This is a genomic window from Nocardia sp. NPDC003183, assembly GCF_053590715.1.
This window is the reverse complement of the sequence record NZ_JBSFTG010000011.1, coordinates 128069-147350: the sequence shown is the minus strand read 5'-3', so window position 1 is coordinate 147350 and position 19282 is coordinate 128069. Positions and strand designations below refer to the sequence as shown.

Here is a 19282-nt window from a genome sequence, read left to right as displayed (position 1 = left end):
GATCGCATCAGACTCGGTCGCTGAAGATTGTCATCCGGCCCGCCGGATCGGCAACCACGTTACGGATCAACAGGCCGAGGTCCAGCTCCGGCGGCAGCGAACGGTAGATCAGCTCACCCATCGGCCTGCCGTCGACCGCGACCGTGAACCGCGTCATCCGCTGCCGTGAACGCTCCCAGCCCACGTGCGCGGCCCAGGTGAGCTCGATCGGCTGTGCACCGACCTGCACCATCAGCCGATCGGCGAGCCGATAGAAGATCACCGTCACCCCACCGAGATCGGCGTACAGGCCGTCGGCGCCGAGCTGTCCCGGCGCCGCGGGCCGCAACGAACCGGACCGCGGATCGAACTCGGCCAGCACGCCACCGCCGTACGGACGGACGAGCAGCACGATGTGCTCGGTCGGCGGCTGATACTCCGGCCGATAAGGCCTGCGGGTATCGCCCTGCCCGCCGGCAGGCGGCATCGCGGGCGGCGGATACATCGGCGCACCACCCTGCGGATTGCCGGTACCCGGCTGCTGCCAACCGGATTGGTCGAGGGCCGGGTTTCCGCTCACCGGAGGGTAGAGCTGGCCATTGCCCGGAGGGTGACCATTGCCCGGCACGTACGGCTGACCGTTACCGGGTGGGTACGGGTGACCACTTCCAGGCGCGTACGGCTGACCGTTGCCGGGGTACGGCTGACCGCTACCGGGGAACGGCTGACCGTTACCCGGGGGGTACTGCTGCCCACTTCCAGGCGGGAACGGCTGACCATTACCCGGCTGGTACGGCTGACCACTACCCGGCTGGTACGGCTGACCACTACCCGGCGGGAACGGCTGACCACTACCCGGCGGATAGGGCTGACCATTGCCTGGTGGGAACGGCTGACCGCCTCCCGGCTGATCCGGCATGCCCGAGCCAGGGGGTTGCGTTCCCCACGGCGGAAGAGACGGCAGACTCGGATTTCCGCCCGGCGGTGTCGGCTGGACCGGCCACGACGGCACCGTCGGTTCGTTCGGAGCCGGCTCAGTCGGCGTCGGCTCAGTCGGCCACGGCGGCACAGGTGGCAGCGGCGGCACAGTCGGTACCGGCGGCTCAGTCGGTACCGGCGGCAGCGGCGGTACCGGCGGCAGCGGCGGTACCGGCGGCAGCGTCGGCGCAGGCGGAAGCGTCGGTACCGGCGGCAGCGGTTCGCCCGGCGGCAGCGGTTCGCCCGGCGGCAGCGGTTCGCCCGGCGGCAGAGGAGGTTTCGGTGGCACGAACGGATTCGGCTGATCCGGCGGGCACGGCGGATTTGGCTGGCTCGGCGGGCGCGGCGGTTCCGGCTGGCTCGGCGGTTCCGGCGGCAGCGGTGTCTCCGGCGTCAGTACCAGCGGCGGCACCGGCCATTGGACGGCGTCGAACACCGGCACGTCGAGCTCGACCTCGTACTCGTGCGGTGGATGCGGAATGTGCGAACGCATCGCCGACCCCGGCAATTGCCTGCGCACTCCCGGCTGCCCCTCACCATCGGGCGACCGCGGCGGACCCTGGCTGTCCCTGTCGGAACCACCGTCCCGATCCAGGTCGAAGCTCTTGTCGGGATCCCCCGAATCAGCGTTGTCCCCACCCTTGTCCGAGTCTCCGGCCGTGGTCGGCTCACCGTCATCGACACCCGAATCCGGATCGTCCACCGACGGCCGACGCGCACCCTGGCCCGCCTCCGAACCTTCTTGTTCGGCCCGGCCGGTGTCGCCCCGGTCAACGCCCGATGTCGGCTTGCTCGGATCAGCTTCGCCCACCACTACATTCGCACCAGCACCCACTGGATCGGGCTCACGCGGGATGGCCTGCCCAGCCGCATCGCCGTCGCCGGTCCGACCCGCGCCGACGTCTCCGCTCGGATCGGCTTCGCCCGCAACTACATCCGGGTCTGCGCCCACCGGTCCGGCCCTACGCGGAGTCGGCGAATTCGCCGGGTCACCAAAGTCGCCGCGCTCTCTCGGGCCCACTCGTTCGTTCGGATCCGGCGATCCCGGCCTCCGTGTCGGCAGCCCGGAGTCAGCGTTCTCGGCAGCCGGGTCGGAGCCCGGATCCTGCCGCGAACCAGCACCCGGCTGAACCTCGTTCTCACCGTCAACATCCGGACCGGCGGCCACACTCGGTGGAACCTTGTTGTTGCCGTTGCCATCCGGCCCCACACCCAATGCCGACGGAACCTGGTTGTTGCCGTCAGCATCCCGCCCCGCAGGCAACCCTGGCGGAACCTCGTTGTTGCCATCGGAATCCGAACCAGCAGGCAACGCCGGCGGAACCTGGTTGTTGCCGTTGACACCCGGACCCACAGACAATGCCGGCGGCACGGGTGTACCGGGGCGCGCAGGCGTGGCGGGATCAGGTGTGGGCAGTGCGGGGGAATCCGGAGTGGGGGGACCCTGGGTCGGCCCACCGTCGATCGCGGGCGAGGACGTGGGCGCGTCGATCTCGGGGTCGGTGACGAACGGTTCGTTGAGGAGCTCGCGCAGGCGGGCGATGTCGGCGGCGCGCTGCCGGATCTCGTCGCGGATCTCCTCGTGCACCCGCGCCAGCTGTTCGAGGGTCAGGCGTTCGTGCTTGTCGATGCGGCCGTCGCGGAACCACTCGTAAACCTGTGCCACCCGCTTGTCGTCGGCGTCGGTGAGGTCGACGCCGAGCAGACGCGCGTGGTCGCGGCTCGGTCCGGGGACGGCGTCCTCGGGGGCGGCGGGTAGCGGCGACCGGTTGCCGAGGTCGTCGGCGCCCACTTCGCGCAGGAAGTCGAGGGCGTCGCGTAGGTGCACCGGAGGGTCGTCGCCGATGGCGCGCGGGTCGGTGTCCGGGTCGTAGACCAGGTTGTCGGCGTACGGATCGACCTTCGCGAGCGCCCGCACGTAGTCGGCGAGCGGCCCGACGAGATCGTCGATGTCACCGCGCGCGGCCCGGTTGGACAGCGCCTCGGCCAGCACCGCCGCGTCGAGCGGCAGCGCACCGCGCGGCAGGCCGAGATGGGGGGCGAGCGCGTCACGGGCGGCGTCGACGGCCGCCGGGTCGAGTGCGCGCAGCAGCTTCGCGTAATCGGTGAGATTCGCCGACCGCTGACGATGCAGCTCCACCCGCGTCGCCGGATCGGCGAGCCCACGGGCGATCACGTCAGGGCTGAGCGCCTCCGGCGTGACACCGAAGCGCAGCGCCAACGCACTGCGCGCATTGTGCAGCGCGTTGAAGTTGTCGATCGCGTCGGCGCTGCGCGCGTAGTCGACCAGGCCCTCGACCTGCCTGGCCCGCACCTGATTGGCGCGTTCCTGCTCGGCGAGCAGCGTGTCGAGCTGCTCCCCCGCCAGGTTCGACGGATCGTCGATGCCGAGCCGCTGCGCCACCTCGGCGATGTCGGCCCGGAGCTCAGCCAGCGAACGGGGTTCCGGCACAGGCTGATTCGTGTCATCCGCCACAGCGGGAAGACCGGCATCCGGCTCGGCGCCCGTGGGCGGCCGCTCGATCATCCGCCACGGCTGCGTCCCGTCGCGCACCATCGTCGCGTCCACCGTGCGCCCGTCCACCTCGGTGCGCAGGTGCCGCACCTCGGGCGCGTCGACCTCGAGGATGTGCACGCGGCCGCCGTCATCGATCCCGACCACCCGGATCTCGATGTCGACCTCGCCACGGTTGAGCCGGTCGATGAAGTCGGCATCGGCATCGGCGAGCGCACGGGCCAGCGCGGCCTCGTGTCCGGCCCCGGTGTCGACGATCGCGATCTTGCCGTTCTCGGGGTCGACGACGAGCCGATCGCCGCTGTCGCTGTCGTTGAAATCGGCTACTCGCTGGGTGAGTTCACCGAGTACTCCGACGTTGTCGTCCAGCTGCCCGCGCAGCCTCGCGATCTCGCCGTCGAGATTGTTGACCAGCGCCTCCAGGTCCGCCCCGGCCAGGTGTGCCCAGGTGGACCGTTCGTCACGCAGTCCGGCGCGGCGCAGCGCGTCGTCGAAGATCTTGCGTGCGTCCTCGGCGTGCACGGTCGGATCGCCACCGTCGTCGCTGAGATCGCCCCAGATGTTGACCCATTCGCCGCCGTTGTTCACCCCGCGCCAGTTGAGCATTCGCAAGCTGAACTCGTCGCCCTTGGCCGCGACGACTTCCTTGAGGTAGGCGCCGAGCGGGTCGTTGCTGTGGAAGTTGGCGGGCCGGAACGGGATGTCCGCGTGCTCGGCGTTGAAGAATCGCGCGGCCGCTTCCAGCGCCTGGATCACACCGTCGCGGCGCAGCAACCGGTATTCGGCCTCGGCGACAGCCTTGCGCAGCCCTTCTTCACTGAAATCGGTGAGCTGGACCCCGAGTTCGCGGGCCAGCGCTTCGAGCACGGTCGCATCGGCGATTCGCCCGTTGACCGCGTCGACCACATCCCGCAGCCACGGCGGCAGCGGTTCGGCAACGGCGGGAACTTCCTCGCCCTTGCTCGAAATCTGCACCGGCTCATCAGAATCCGCGAGTTCCTTCAGCTCCCGCGCAGCCAGCTCCCCGGGCGACAAGCTCTCCGGTTCGAGCAGATGCTCCAGCCCCGCGTCGCGCAGGTCCTGCTCGATCTGACGGCGCAGCTGCGGGTCGGCATCGGAGATCCACGGCTTGTACTCGCTGCCGTCGAGATTGCGCAGCGGCAGGAATTCGCCCGCCTGATCGGCGATCCGCGAGGACAGGTGCTTGAGGATCGGCACCAGCTCGCGGTTCTGCCACATGAGCACACCCTCTTTGAGGATGCGCGCCGGATTGAACTTGATCTGCAGCTGGTCGTATTCGCCACCTGGCTGGCCTGGCGTCGAGTCCTTCACCGTGGTCAATGGCAGCCCGGCACTGTGGCCGAGCATCGACTGACCGGCACCGTCCATGCTCGATCCGGACGGGTACTTCGGATTGTCGCCGTAGTAGCCGCGATTGACGAGCCGGTCCCACAGCTTGCGCAGCCAGTTCTTCTTCGGCGGCACCTCGACCGCCTTGTCCGCGGTCGAGGTGAACGGCTTCGGTTCGATGCGCGCGAGTGGTTCGAGATGCCAGGCGTCGGGCCCGTCGGCCACCAGCCGCACCAGCATCTTGTCGCCGTCGACGTCGAGCGACAGCACGCGGTCGTCGAGCTCGGTGCGCACCATCTGGTACAGGTGCGCCATATCACCGGCGTCGCGCGTCACCCCTGCGCGCAACCGGTTGAGGTCGTCGGCGGCGCGGACGAGACCGGGGTCGGCAGGCAGTCCCAGCCGGGCCGCCCAGCGCCGAGCGATGGCCTCGCGCAGCGCCCGCTGCTGCGGATCGGTGGCGGCCTCGGCATGCCGGACCGCGGCGGCGAACGCCTCGACCGCACCCGCCCGCAGCAACTGGCGGTACCGGGCGGCGTCGAGGGAACCCGCATCGGTGAGATCCACACCGAACCTGGCGGCCAGGCGATCCATCGCCTGCTGCGCGGGCTCGATCCTCGGCCCGCCGGGCCGGCGCGCACCGTCTTCCGGCGGCAGTATCGCGGACGGGTGCAGCGGCGTGGCCTGCGGGTTCGGCTCCGGATCGGCGCCGACGGAGGGTCGGGCGTCGTCGAGTCCGGCCAGCCGCAGTTCCTCGGCCATCTCGGCACGCACTTGCGGATCGCCCTCGACCCGCCAGTGGTCGAGCCCGTCCTGCAACTCGTCGACGTCGAGCGGCTCGTAGTCGTCCGGATACCGCATGGGTGTGCCGAGTTCGGCGTCGGGATCCAGTGCGCTGTCGAGGAATCCGCGGGCCCGCGCCATATCGGCGATCTCGGCGAGCGCTCCGAGCGGATCACGCTGGCCGGTGAGCGCGTCACCGAGGCCGAGCGCTTCGGCGAGTACGCGGACCTGCTCGGCTTGCTCCGGGGTGAGCGGTGGCGTGTCGGCGGTGACCGAGGGCGGCAGATCGCTGAGTTCCTGCAGGAACTGGTGGACATCGTTGAGGAAGTCTCTGCGCTGGTACGCGCGCTGGGGTGCGTCGCCGGCGTCGGCACCGTCGGTGACCGGCTGATCCAGCACGGCGTCGCCGGGTACGGCCAGTTCGGCGGGCGTCTTGGGCAGACCGAAGTCCAGTGGCGACGAATTCTTCGCAGGCTCTTCGGGTTCCGGGCTCGGCGCGGTCGGCGGACGCGACGGCGGCTTGGACGGCGGGCCGCCGGGCGCCGTCTGCGCCGCGGGCGGATCCCCCGAATCGTCGTCATCGTCACGCGAACCGTCGTCCTCGCGCGAACCGTCGTTGTCGCGGGAACCGCCCTCAGAACGCGAACTGTTGCCGCTCTCGCTTGTCGACCCGTCCCCACTGTCCGGCGTCGAGGCACCACCCTGCCGTTCGACCGCGGCGGCGAACCGGGCGGCCATTTCCGCACGGGCAGCGTCGAATTCCTGCTGTGCCCGCAGATACGACTCGAGGGCCTGCGCGTCGGCCAACGCCTCGGCGTCGAGCTCGTCGGGCCGTGTCTGCGCGGCCTCGGCGAGTTCGGCACGCAACGCGTCGAACTGCTGCTGCGCGGCGAGGTAGGACTCGAGCGCGGCCAGGTCGGCCGCGCGCACGGCGAAATCCGCGTCGGCGTCATCGCCACGCTGCGCGGCGGTCTCCGCGTCCCTGGCCGCCAGCTCCTCGAACCTGGCGGCGATGTCCGCCTGCGCGGCGTCGAAATCCCGTTGGGCGCGCAGGTACGACTCCAACGCGGCCAGATCCGCGTCGACACCGTCGAGATCACGCAGCGTGTCCTCCAGGGCGGCATCGGCGCCGTCGGCGCGGCGCTCGTCCGCCTGGTCGTGCAGCTTGTTCTGGCGTTCGACGGCGTCGTCGATCATCGCCAGCGGATCGACCGGCTCGCCCGGTCCGACCAGATCGTCCAGCGAAGGAATCGGTTCGGCCAGTTCGCCGGCGACCTCGTCCAGCTTGCGCATGGTCTGGTCGAGCTTCGCGTCGGCCCGATCGTCGAGGTCGCGGCCGCGTTCGGGCGGCACCTCGGAATCGGGTCGGCCCGAATCCGGTTGCGGGCCAACCGGTCGCGGACCCCCGCCCGGCTTGCCACTCTCCGGCGCCGCGGGCAGTCCGCGCCGCCCCTCGGGCAACGCGTCGGGCCGCGAGCCGGGGTGCTCTCTGGCCGGCGTTCCCTCGGCGGGCGGCAGGTCGGCCACCGGCCGGTAGAACTCGTCGGTGAGCGCCTTCAGCTGCTCGAGCTGCTCGGTTCTGAGGCGGATCTCCTCGCGGATGGCCGCGATCTCGGCGGCCAGCTTCTCCGGGCTCAGACCCTCGTGCTTCTCGATCTTGCCGTCGCGGTAGGCCTCGTAGATCTCGACGAACTTCGCACCGTCGGCGGTGGACACATCCACTCCGACCAAGCGTGCCCAGTCCCGATTCGGCTGTGGCCGTGGATCATTCGGGCCGACCGGCTCGTCCGCGCCATAGGAGCGGGCGATGTTGCCTGCGACCTGGGCGGCGAAATCGACGGGATTCGCACCGGGCTCGGCGGCGCCGACCACATCACGCAGGCCGTGGATCGCGTCGCGGTCGTAGATGTGCGGGTCGCCGGTGGTGCGCGGATCAGCCGCTCTGGTGCCCGCGGGATGATCGGTGTAGGGGTCGATGCGCATCAGCGCGTCGGCGTAGGCGGCCAGCGCCTCCCGCGCATGGTCGCCCGCGCCGAGCCGGTGCATCCGCGTGACGAGTTTGCGCAGCTTGGCCGGATCGATGCCGCTCTCGGCCGGGCCGACCTTCGACCGGCCGGTGCGCGGGTCGGTCTTGCTGACCTTCGGGCGCAGCGCCTCCGGATTCCCGGGGCTCAGTGCCTTGATCAGCGCTTCCTGCGCCGCCTTGACCGCGGCCGCGTCGACGTTGCGCAGCTGCTGGGAGTAGCCCGCGGTCTTGCTCGGTTCGCGCTGCTGCCCGTCGAGCAGGTCCTCGAACTGCTGCTGGCGTTTGCCGCGCCGCTGTTTCGGATCGGTCAGGGCCTCGGCGATCCGTCTCGGCGTGAGCTCGCTCTCCGCGATACCGAGCCGCGATGTCAGCTGATCGCGCGCGTCACCGATCAGGTAGAAGGTCTCGATGTCGGCCATCGTGCGGGCGTAATCGAACAGCGCCTCGGCCTGCCCGGCGCGTACCGCGTTGTCCAGGTGCAGCGCGCGGATGGTGGCGTCGATATTGTCCGGGTGCAGCGCGGCCGGACCCAGACCGAGTTGCCGTGCCAGATCGACGATTTCGCGCACCATGTCCGCACGGTCGCGCGGGGCGGGCGGCGGTTCCGGTGTCGCCTGGACCGGGCGCCACTCGCCGTCCTCGCCGCGCATCATCGTCACCTGCAGTTCGGCGCCGTCCACAGTGCGCCGAATGTGCTGCACCTCCGGTGTGGCCACCGGATCGAGGAACTGCCTGCCCGCGCCGTCGGCGTGCACGGCCCGGAAGTCGGGCCGCAGTACCCCGTTGTCGATGTCGATCGCCAGCTCCGGGTTGTCCCGCAGCGCGCGGGCCAGCGCCTCCTCACGGTCGAGCGCACCGTCGACAACCAGCAACCGGTCCGGCCCGCCGTCGGCATCCGGCACCCGCGCGACCTGATCACCGTAGGACTTGCCCACCGGTTCGGCGCCGTCACCCTGCAGGATCGGCTGCGCGGCGGCGATGAAATCGGCGAGGTTCTGTGCCCGCTGCCGTGCCGCGTCACGCAGCTCGTTGAGCGTCGGCTCCATGCGATCGCCGGACAGATCGCTGAGGTCACGGCCGAACATCGCCGCCCAGCCGGACAATTCGTCACGCAGCTGGTCGCGGCGCAGCGCGTGTTCGAAGAACTCGCGGGCCCGCGCCTCGTCCCGGCCCGGCTCCCGATCATCGGAGAAGCTGGCCCATTCGGGCAGCCGGTCCGCGCCGTTGCCGACCCGGTCGTAGTCGCGCAGCGAGGTGACGCCCTCGAAGGCGACGATCAGGTCGCGCAGGAACCGGCCGAGCGGATCCTTGTCGAGGAAGCTGACCTCCCGCGAGAACGGCACCGGGCGTGGGGCACTGGTGTCGCCCCAGTGACTCCGCGATGGGTCGGCGCTGCCCGGTTCGTCGTCGTCGTAATAGTCGGCGTCGTCGCGTGGTTCGTCCGACTCGAGCTCGCGCAGACGGTCCGGTCCGTGCAGGGTCCGGTCGTCAGGGGCAGGCGCCGGGTCGGCGGGATGATCCGCACGCCGGTACGGGCGGGTCTGTTCCTCGTCGGCTCGGCGTGCCGCGTCGGCCAGGCCCTCGATCGCACCGATCTCGCGCAGCAGCCGGTGACTCTGGAGATCGATCGCCCGGCGCACATCCCGAGCTCCCTCACCGTCGAGATCGATACCGAGCCGCTCGGCCATCTCGGCCAGCGTCTCGCCCTCGGGCGGCGGACCCTGCTGTTCCGGCGGCGTCTCGACGGGCGGAAGGGGTGCGTCCTCCATCGCCCGCGCTTCGTCGGTGTCGATGAGTCCGTTGAATTCCAGATCGTCGATCAGGTCTTGGCGCAGCCGCGGATCGCGAGCATCGGCGAACAGTTGTTTCAGGATGTCGCGGACCTCGTCGGCGTCCATCCGGTTGGCCCGCAGCTCGCTGAGCACGGTGTCGCGCACCGCATTCGGATCGGCGTCGGAGATCCACGGCCGGTATTCGGTGCCGTCGGGGAAGTACACCGGGCGGTAATCGCCTGCCGAATCCGCCTCGCGTCCCAGTATCCCGCCGATAACCGGAATGTGCTCACGGTTGTGGTACCAGGTGAGCCCCTCCTTGCCGATCCGCGCCACGTTCAACGCGGGATCTCCTGCGCCGGGCGGCGGTTCGCTGATCATCGGACCGTCCACCGGCGGCGCGGGATGCGCGGGTGCCGGCGACGCGGGCGGGTCGGTCAGCAGATGCGCGCCGCCGCTGACGCCGTCGCGCAGCGCGGTCTGTCCGCGCCCGTCGAGACCCGATCCGGACGGGTACTTGAGATTCAGCCCCTGATACCCGGCGTTGAGATCGTCGACCAGTTTCCGCAGGGCATTCCGGTTGTCGACTTCGGGAATGTCGGCGTCATTGCGCGCGGGCACATTCTGCGTGGCCTCGTCGCCGTCGTTCCGCGCGACCACCCACTGCCCGTCTGCCAGCTGGATGTGCAGCGCGACGACTTCTCCGTTCGCACCCAGCTCGACGCGGACCTCGCGCTGCGTCGGTTCAGGCTCCGGGTCAGCGAAATCCGGTTTCCGGTTCCGTGTTTCGCCGTCTTCGTCACCCATGAAGTCGGTATCGGCCCGCAGCGCACCGTCCCAAGAGACAAGGGGTGGCTTCCTCGGCGTGCCATCCGGATTCGCCAAGCCTTCGAGGTCTGCGCGGAGTTCGGCGTCGACAATGTCTTGCGGCACACCCTCGGCGTGCCTGCGGGAGAAGCCCTCGGCGCTCTCCGTCCCGGAAACCATTCGGGTGCAGTTCGCACAGCACACGACGCCTTCGGCCGACTTGAGATTCGTGGGTGCGTGAACGAGCGCCGCCATCGAGGCGCGATCGGTGCGCTCACCGTTTCGTTCGCGATCGTGCAGCGCTTCGTTGGTCGTGCGAACCTCGGCATGGCGAAGCGGATCGTCGCCGTGATCCCACACCGTCGCGTCCTTGTTGCCCTTGGCCAGCTCGGCCATATCTTGACCGGTCGCTTCGGCGTTTTCGTACAACCTCGGATGCAGGTCAGCGACGCGGAGGCCGGATTCCGGCGCGCCATTCGCCGCTTCATAGACACGCCCGGTCAGACGATCGATCGTAACGGCCACCACGGGTCCGATCGGGTTCGCCCGCCCATTCGCCTCACCGAACGCGGATTTCGCCGCCGCGGCCTTCTTCTCCAAGGCTTCGAACTTTTCATTCGCCTGGTCGCGAATCTCGGTCAAGGTACTGAGATCCTCGGGCGCCGCACCTTTCAGATTGCGATTCGCGATGCCTCGCGCACGCTTGGCGGCGTCCAATTCATCAGCGAGACGGGCCTTTTCCGGCTTGGTCGCCGCGATATCGGCAGCCTTCTGCCGGTCCGCCGTTTCGCTGACCGCCGCGTACAAAGGCAACCGCTCGGCAGCCACCCGGCGCACGAGTTCGTCGACGTACTCACCGTCGACCTTGGTGATGTAACCGTCGGCATCCCGGACTATGTCGCCGGTCAGCTCGCCGAGCAGGTGCGCCTTCGCGGCGGGCACATCGCTCGAACCCAGCTCTTCGCCGACGGCGGGCACCGGTTGGACCTTCGACATCGCGGGGGCCAGCTCAGGCGGATCGCTGTCCCGTGTATCCGGTGTATCGCTGGGCGGCAGATCGTCGTCATCCATGAAATCGATGTCGTCGTCGCGCGAGTCATCGCCACGGTCGAGCGCATTCGGATCGGCGCCGAACGGCAACGGAACATCGGCGAGCACATTCACGCCGTCGCGCTGGAGCAGCAGCTCGGTGACGGTGATCGTTCCGTCGGCGGCAGTATGTACCAGCCGGTACTCGACCTGTAGGGTGCCGTCTTCCATCGCTTGCCGCAGGTCGGCGACGGCGTCGGTCAGCGCGCGCCCCTCGGCGCTGTCGGGGTCGATGCCCCGGGCCACCATCTGGTCGGGAGTCTCGTTGAGGATCTGCGCGAGATTGCGATCCATGTCCAAAGTGCGCCGTAGGTATTCCGGCGAACCCTGTTCCGCCTGCGCAATTTTGGAGCCGCCCAGGACCGAGCCCACGCCCTTGGCCTCGACGACGACCAGGGTCGGCGCCGAGTCGGCGTCCGCGCGCGGGACGTAGGCAGCGATGTCGACCACGCCGGCGCCGTCGAATGCCCCGTCGAACGGCGTCAGCAGCACGGCCCGCGGGCGGGCGTCCGGATCGAGCGCGAAGTCGATTCCGGCTACCTCGCCGAGCGTCTTGGACACCTCGATCATCTCGCGACCGAGGTCGTTGTAGTCGGTGGCGGTGTCTTCCAGATCGCCGAGCAGCTCGAGCCTGGCGGTCCGTTCGTCCGGGCTCAGGGTGGCATCGGACCGGATTTCCTGGCGCAGGTTCTGGATCGCTTCGGAAAGACGCTTGGGAGCGAGCTCTTTCGCCTCTTTGATCTCGAACTCGGCCATGAGCTTTTTGAGCTCGGTCCGAACGCCGTCACGTTCGGTTTGCAGTTCGAGGCGCCGCTCCGACGCGGCTTCCAGCTCGGCCGCCCGGTCCGGATCGCGCATCTCGTGCGAGTCCGAATCACCCTTCATCGCGTCGTACAGGTAGTCGGCGCTACTCAGGTGGTCCTTGATGAACGAACCATCGGGACCGTACAACCCGAACTTCACATTGCGCTTGGTGTCCGCCGGGTCATCGACGTGATGCCAGGTCCCATCCGGATCCCGATAACTGTCTGTTCGATCACCGGGCCGGTGCAACAGCCCATCTTCCCCACGGAACATCCCCGGCGGCACCGAATCATCAGATCCGCGATCCGGACCGGCGACATCATCGTCGTCGCCCATGAAGTCGGTCTCCGGATATTCGGGTGAGACCAACCGGGGTTCGATGGGATTGCCGTCCCTGGCCGCCTGTTCGAGATCGGCGTGCCGCAGCGGGTCGACCCGGGGTGCCCCTTCGTCGATGATGTGGCCCGCGGTGCTCTCGGTGCCCTGCACCACCCGGGTGCAGTTGGCGCAGCAGGGCGCTTCGACGCCACGACTGGGGACGAACGGCGAGTTGAGAATGGAGGCCAGGCCGTCGAAATCGGTCGGCAGCTGGTCGTCCGGCCCACGCTGCTGGTTGAGCAGTTCCCGGTCGTGCAGCGCGGCGTTGGTGCCGCGCACTTCGGCGTGGCCCAGCGGGTTGTCCGTGTGCGGGAAATGGGCCGGGTCGCGCCCGTTGTGGTAGGCGTCGGTGGGGTCCTGGTAGCGGGCGACGTTGTCGTGCAGCGTCGGGTGCAGCTCGCTGGGGTGGATGCGCTGCTCGGAGGTGCCGTTGGCGGCCTCGTACACGCGACCGGTCAGGCGGTCGATGGTGATGGATGTGACGTGGCCACGCCGCTTGCCGGGCAGCCGCTCGGCTTCGGCCTTCTCCAAGCGCTTGGCGGGCGAATTGCCTGCCTCGGCTTCGGCCGCGTCGGCGGCCAGGAAGTTGTCGAGGGCGGTCTTGGCCGCCGCGGCCTGCTGCTTGGCGTCCGCGACGCCTGCTTCCGCGCGTTGCACCCCGTCCGCGGCGTCCTCGGCGGCGCGGTCGAGCGCGTCGGCGTCCGCGGCGCCACGGTTGCGTGCGTCCGCGGCGGCCTCGACCGCGCGGGTGTGTGCTGCCCGGGCGTCCTTGAGGGCCATCGCGGCATCGCGCACCGCCCGGCCCTTGTCGGACTTCGCGGTTTCCAGCGCCTGCTGCTGGGCCTTGTGCTGCTCGTAGTCGGCGACCAGGGCCGCGTCCGGCGTGGACGCGTCGACGAACGCCTGGCCACGCTCCTCGCTGAGCCGGTGGGAGAACTCGTCGATCGGCTCCCCGCCGACATGGGTGATCCGGGGTGGATCGCCCGCGGTCTGCACCATCGGGTCGTTCGGATCCAGCACGCCCAGCAGATGCGCGTCGACACCGGGCGTTCGGCTGAACGGAGCGTTGACGGTCCCGGGTTCGGGTTGCAGGAACGACATCGCGGTCGGTCGGGTCGGCGGGTCCTGGTCGCTCATGAAGTCGACGAGATCGCGATCCAGTGGTGGGCCGTCGCCGTCGAGAGTGTCACGATCGCGAGGATCGGACGGATCGGAATCCGTTCTGGGCGAAGGTGTATCGCTCGGTGCCGTCGCGGACTCCGGGCTGAACGTGCGCCACTTGCCACCGCGATCGATCACCGGGTCCGAGCCCGGCTCGCGCCGCACACCGACGCGATCGGTCGGCGCGGTGACGTCGACGCCGAGCTGGTCGGCGATGTACTGCGCCCAGCCCTTGCTGTTGCCCGCGTGGCAGGAAAGCAGCCGGATCGGCGTTCCTGGAACGTAATTCGGGTTGCTGCGGATCGCGTCGACGATGTCGCGCGGGTGGACCGGGTCCCCGTTGCTCGGCGTCACCGAACCGTCGCGCCGCCCGTGCACGACCACGTCGTGGGAGCCGTCGTTGCGGACGTTCTCGCTCACCCGGTGCGTGCGGGCGTCCTCACCGATGGCCGTGCCGGTCGGATGGTGCACGACGCCTTGGCCGTTGGGCAGCTGGGTGTCGTAGACGGGGCCGCTGTCGTTGTCGTCGGGCTGCGGTTGCCTGCGATCATCGCCGGAGTCGGCGCGGTCCCTCGGCGAGGCGGTGTCGTCGGCGCCCGGTCGCCCGGGACGACCTGTCTCCGGGCCCGGCCGGGCCGGGCTCGCGCCCGGATCCGCACCGACGATCGGCACCACCGGCGGAATATCGGCCAGCGGGTCGGACTCCGGCCGAACCTCGGAATCCCCGGCACGAGTCCGGTCGGCGATTGCCTCGGGCTCGCCCGCGCGGGTCGGCGGCGCTTCGCCCGGCGCGGCCTGCAACCCCTGCAGCGGCGTCTCTGCCACACCGGCGCCGCGCTGTTCACCGACACCCGCGCGACTCTCACCATCGGGTCGACTCGTCGCACCGGGATCTTCGGCGGTGCCCTGCGGGTCCGCCACCCTCGACTCATCGACAGTCGGGTTGTCGGTTCTGACTTCCGGTGCGCCGGAACGAATGTCGGATCCGGGCTGCACACCGTCGGTCAGCCCCGCGCGGACTTCCGGAGCGCCGGGGCGGGCCGCCGGCTGCGAACCCTGCGCGGGCGCCTGCTGGCCCGGCGTCGACTGCTGCGGCGTCGATTGCGTTGGCGCAGTGGGCGATTGAGCGGCGCTTGCGGCGGGCTGACCGGTCGTCGGCGTCGCGGCCTGATTGGTGACCGGCGCCTGACCGGTCGCGGCAGGCGAGGGCCCCGCCGTCGCCGCGGGCCCGGCACCTGTCATACCCGCGCCGACCGGCGCCCCGGCCTGTGTCGCGGTGTCCCGGTTGGTCGCCGGAGAATCGTTGACCTGCGTCACCGGCTGACCACTCGACTGCGCGTCGGTGCGCGTACCCTCGCCGACGCTCGCGCCGTCGGCCTGCTCGGCCTCGCCCGCCCGGGACTTGTCCTGCCCGGAATCCGACTGTGCCGCAGGGCTTTCCCCTTCGGCACGGCCGCTGCCGTCCTGACGACCGCCGTCGCCTGCCTGCGATTCACCGCCCTGCACCTCGGGCTTGGAATCCTGTCGTCCAGCACCCGCGCCGCCCTCTGCCGAGGACTGTCCGTCGTCGCCGGACTGCTGATTCGCCCGTCCCTCTTCGGAATTCGTCGGCCCTTGGGCTTCGCCTTCGGGCGACTGCGTGCTACCGGCGGGGCGCATCGACTGGCCGTCGTCACCCGCGCCGGCCCGCGACTCACCCGAGCCCTGGTCGCCCATGGTGTCGTCGCCCGCACCCGCGCGCACGCCGTCGTCACCACCGGCACCGGTCGCCTCGTCGTCGGCTCCGGCCCGGTTCTCGCCCTCACCGCCGGGACGGTTGGACGACCCGTCGCCGCCCGCACCGTCGTTCTGCCCGAATGTTCCGAGGTCGTGGCCGGGCATGGCATCGCGAACCTGCGAGCTGAAGCTGGGGCGCTCGAACAACCCGGGCTTCATCGCCGACCACGCGGAATTCGCCCCGGCCTTGTTCAGCCCCGAAAGCCCGCCGTTGGTGGCACCCGCACTCCACATGAGCGGGTCGGACGCCGCGGTCTTCAGGTTGTTCCAGGCCTGATCCCACCCCTGGGTCATGCCCTCGTACCCGAATTGGCCGAGCATGCCGCCGCCCGCGCCGACCAGGCCGGCACCGGTGCCGGTGATCGCACCCTTGAGCCAGGGCGACATCCCGTCGCCGAGCCGCTTGCCGAGGAAGTGACCGAACGGCCCGGCCGCCAGACCACCGGCGGCGGAGGAGACCGCGGCCGCCTTGACCTGGTTCCAGTCGACCTCCTTGCGGTGGCCCTGATCCACCTGCCACTGCTGGACGCCGAGTTCCTGCAGGGTGCCCAGCGCCGTGTCGATCGCGACGTGCTGGCCGATGAACTTCAGGACCCGAGTGATCACGGCCTTCGCGCCGTGTCGCAGGATCGCGGCCAGCACGCGCCCGAAGATTCCCCGCGCCACCACGCGGGTCACGCCGATCGCGGCGGCCTCCACCGCGGGCGCTGTCGGCGGAAAGATCCACGCCGCAGCGATTTCCAGCGCCAGCAAGCCCAGCGAGGACAGGAACATGATCTTGGTGTATTCGATCTCGGTGCCGGTCTGATACACCGAGTCGCCGAGGATGTCGAACAGTTCGCCCAGCTTGGTCACCGACTGGTCGCCGCGGGCCATCCCTTCGAAGGCCTTGAGCATGTCCTCGACGCCGTCGCCCTGCGGATATGCCTTGAACGCAGCATCTTTGACGGCGTCGACGTCGTCTACCAGGCCACGAAGACCATCTGCGGCCGTGCGCCAGTCCTCGGCCATGGCCCACATCTCGTCTTCATTGCCCTCCGGCCACTCCATGCCGGCAAGAATCGAGAGCCAATGCAGCCCAGATGGGAGATCTATCATGGAGCGCTACGTCACCAACTCGAGTCCGTGAACGTCGCCATCGCCCCTCATCCCTCAATAGTGATGCCCGGTCGAGCACACCACAACTCGTTCGCCTGCGCAACAGAGTGACAGCTACCGACGAATCCGTGGTGACGACAGAATGAACGCCAGGCAGCCGGAACGAACCCCGTGCGGGCGACTTGACGACCAGCCGGTGCGGGCGAAGGATCGGGGTCGGGGCACGCCGAAGCGCTGGCACGACGGGGCGCCCCGAGCCGACGAGCACGCCGAGCCGGACACAGACTCCATGATATCGAGAACGGGACGCACGCAATGGAATTGAAGCCGGTGGCCATGTACCGCGAGATGTACGAGCGCGGGCACGACGAGCTGCCCTCGGTCTTCGACGCGCCCACCGGTACCGTCGAGGGCGACCGCGACCGGATTCTGAACTACATGCGCAAGGTTCGCGCGATCTTCGACGTCATGGGCGAATCCCCCGACCTGTTCATCAGAGACGCCGACATCGAGGGCGGCCCCTCCCTGTACTCCGACGGCGTCTGGATCTGGCGCGAGGACTCGCTGAAGTACCTCGCCGAGCAGGCCCTCGTCCTGCCCACCGAGTTCGTAGAACACGTCCGCGCCCAGGACTACGTCCCCCAGAACTTCGACACCCGCGACCCCGATTTCGACGCGGCGTTCCTGTCCTATTTCTGAGAAGCGAACGAGCGGGAAGGAACGTCGCGTGTCGCTGTTCATCGACATCAATGACCCCGAACTGACCACGGTGGACGGACGGGTCTACTACCGCAGCGAACCATTCACCGGTGAAACAGTCGAATACCTGCCCGACTTCACCGAAATCGACAACACTTCCTACGAGAACGGCTACCGCGAACAAAGCTGCACCGCCTGGTATCCGGACGGAACACGGCGGCACTCAGGCTGGTACAGGCGCGGATTCAAGTACGACGACTGGCGCTACTGGTCCCCCGACGGCACGCTCATCCAAGAAGACAACTACGACACGAGCGGCTATCTCCAACACCGTAAACGCTGGGACTCCGCCGGAGTTCTCATCGAAGACTTCGACGCCGCAGCCCTTGCCAAACCCCTCCTCCCGAGTGCCGTCAACCACAAAGACCCCGGACTCGTCTACGACAAGAACCACGACGGCCTCAACACCTACCACGGCCGACCATTCACCGGCCAAGCCGTCGGATACGGCTACAACTACGCGGACGGGCCCATAGTAGAAATCGAATGGCACCTCGACGGCTACCGCGACGGGCCTGAATTCGCCTGGCACTGGGACGGCGCACGCGACCACGCCTGGGTCAACGACCGGGGAAACCCCATCGGTCTCCAGATCACCTGGAACCAGGACGGCACACCACAACACCGCGAAATCGCCGACGACTCCGGGAAGACTCTCCGCCAACAGCGCCGAGACGACAACGGCGAGCTCACCACCTACCCCGCCGAGACACACCCCGACCTGGCCCACGACGATCCCACGCTCACAGCCGCCGAATCCGGTGCCCTCCAGCACAACGGTCGCCCCTTCACCGGACGAGTCCACGCCCCCACATACATCCAGGACTATCGCGACGGCTATCCCGACGGCCTCTATACCGAATCAGTCAGGGGGAAGGTCAGCCACGAAGGGGTCAACAGCCCCACCGGCCCCATCGGATCCTGGTACCGGTACCGCCCCGACGGCCGGATCAGCGAAGAACACCACTACGACAGACACCACCGGCTGTTACTCCGACGTCAATGGGATGAGGATGGCGCACTCGCGGCTCCCATGACCGGCCTCGCGCTCCAAGACAACAGGAAGGCAAGCGAATGACCACATGGCGAACGATGCCATCCGCCGACGCCGCCGATCTCTCCGGCAGACTGGCCGCCCTCGACTGGTCATGGAACATCGACGATGCGCCCTCGATTGTCGAACAATTCGGCTGGCAGACCATCTCCAGCCGACCGCGCCGAATCATGCTCGACACCGGATTCGGCCCCGACAGCGGGACCATCCAAGCCAAAAGTGGTGATGTAACCCGCATCGAGCTGCAGCTCACCGACTACGCCGAGGCGAGCGAAAAGCCCGCAGTGAAAACAGCTTTCGCCGACTACGCGCAGGCGATCAGCGAGCGCCTCGGTGAGCCGACCGCACAGGTCACAGCACCGACCCCGCAAATTCGATGGGCAGGCGCCGAAACGACCGTCGTCCTCATCCTCTCCGCCGCGTCGATCTGGCTGAACCTGGTCACCAATACCCGCCTCGCCGCAGACGACCGCAACCTCCAACTCGACAACCAGGGCCTACTGTGACCGACTGGGAAGAATTCGCCCGTGGGTTGGCAAACGAGCTCGCCGCCGCCCCCGACACCACCGTTCTGGTGATCGGCGAAGCGGCACCATCCGGTTCGCGCCGCTTCGCACAATTTCGCAAGACGAGCGAATCGGTCCTGGCCGAACTCCCCGGAAACGCTTGGCTCGACCCGGCATCCCGCCCCGACGACGCAGGCTGGCGAGCTATCACCCGGGCCGGCTGGCGCCAACCCGACCAGGACCACTGCGACAACTGGTGGGCCGAATTCCCCTGGCCGGTCGACACCGACGCCTACCGTCGGATCGCCGCGATCACCGTCACCGGACTCCGCGACGGCTTCGGCATCGACTCCCCGCTGGCGCTGGGCTACCAGGGCTGGGTCGAGCGTGCCGGAAACAGCAGCCTGCATCTGCCGGGCCTCGGTATCCCGGACGCGAGTTGACCGA

At 69.1% G+C, this 19282-nt stretch carries 5 protein-coding genes; 4 read left to right on the top strand and 1 reads right to left on the bottom strand.

What is annotated here, in order from left to right; all coding sequences use genetic code 11:
- Positions 1 to 7: 7 nt before the first annotated feature.
- Positions 8 to 16516: a WXG100-like domain-containing protein gene (locus tag ACWDXS_RS26165; protein ID WP_449969529.1), complete on the bottom strand. Its 16509-nt coding sequence runs from the start codon at positions 16514 to 16516 to the stop codon at positions 8 to 10.
- Between the two features lie 315 nt (positions 16517 to 16831).
- On the opposite strand from ACWDXS_RS26165, the gene ACWDXS_RS26160 reads away from it, so the two are divergent.
- Genes ACWDXS_RS26160 through ACWDXS_RS26145 form a run of 4 tightly spaced genes read left to right on the top strand, consistent with a single transcriptional unit; the run spans position 16832 to position 19278 of the window.
- Positions 16832 to 17215 (top strand): hypothetical protein, encoded by a 384-nt coding sequence (locus tag ACWDXS_RS26160; RefSeq protein WP_379313163.1) that lies wholly within the window; start codon positions 16832 to 16834, stop codon positions 17213 to 17215.
- A gap of 28 nt (positions 17216 to 17243) precedes the next feature.
- Positions 17244 to 18353, top strand: a complete 1110-nt coding sequence (locus ACWDXS_RS26155) for a toxin-antitoxin system YwqK family antitoxin (RefSeq protein ID WP_378993637.1) — start codon at positions 17244 to 17246, stop codon at positions 18351 to 18353.
- A complete protein-coding gene (locus ACWDXS_RS26150; protein ID WP_379313166.1) occupies positions 18350 to 18835 on the top strand; it encodes a DUF6301 family protein in 486 nt (161 codons plus the stop codon). Before ACWDXS_RS26155 ends, ACWDXS_RS26150 begins: the two co-directional genes overlap by 4 nt.
- On the top strand, positions 18832 to 19278 hold the full coding sequence (locus tag ACWDXS_RS26145; RefSeq protein WP_378993639.1) for a TY-Chap domain-containing protein: 447 nt from the start codon (positions 18832 to 18834) through the stop codon (positions 19276 to 19278). The genes ACWDXS_RS26150 and ACWDXS_RS26145 overlap by 4 nt, the downstream gene beginning before the upstream one ends.
- Positions 19279 to 19282 lie beyond the last annotated feature (4 nt).

Bases quoted from the DNA above. Each gene is read 5' to 3' on its own strand.
- ACWDXS_RS26165 (WP_449969529.1), bottom strand. From the start codon at position 16,516: ATGATAGATCTCCCATCTGGGCTGCATTGGCTCTCGATTCTTGCCGGC.
- ACWDXS_RS26160 (WP_379313163.1), top strand. From the start codon at position 16,832: ATGGAATTGAAGCCGGTGGCCATGTACCGCGAGATGTACGAGCGCGGG.
- ACWDXS_RS26150 (WP_379313166.1), top strand. From the start codon at position 18,350: ATGACCACATGGCGAACGATGCCATCCGCCGACGCCGCCGATCTCTCC.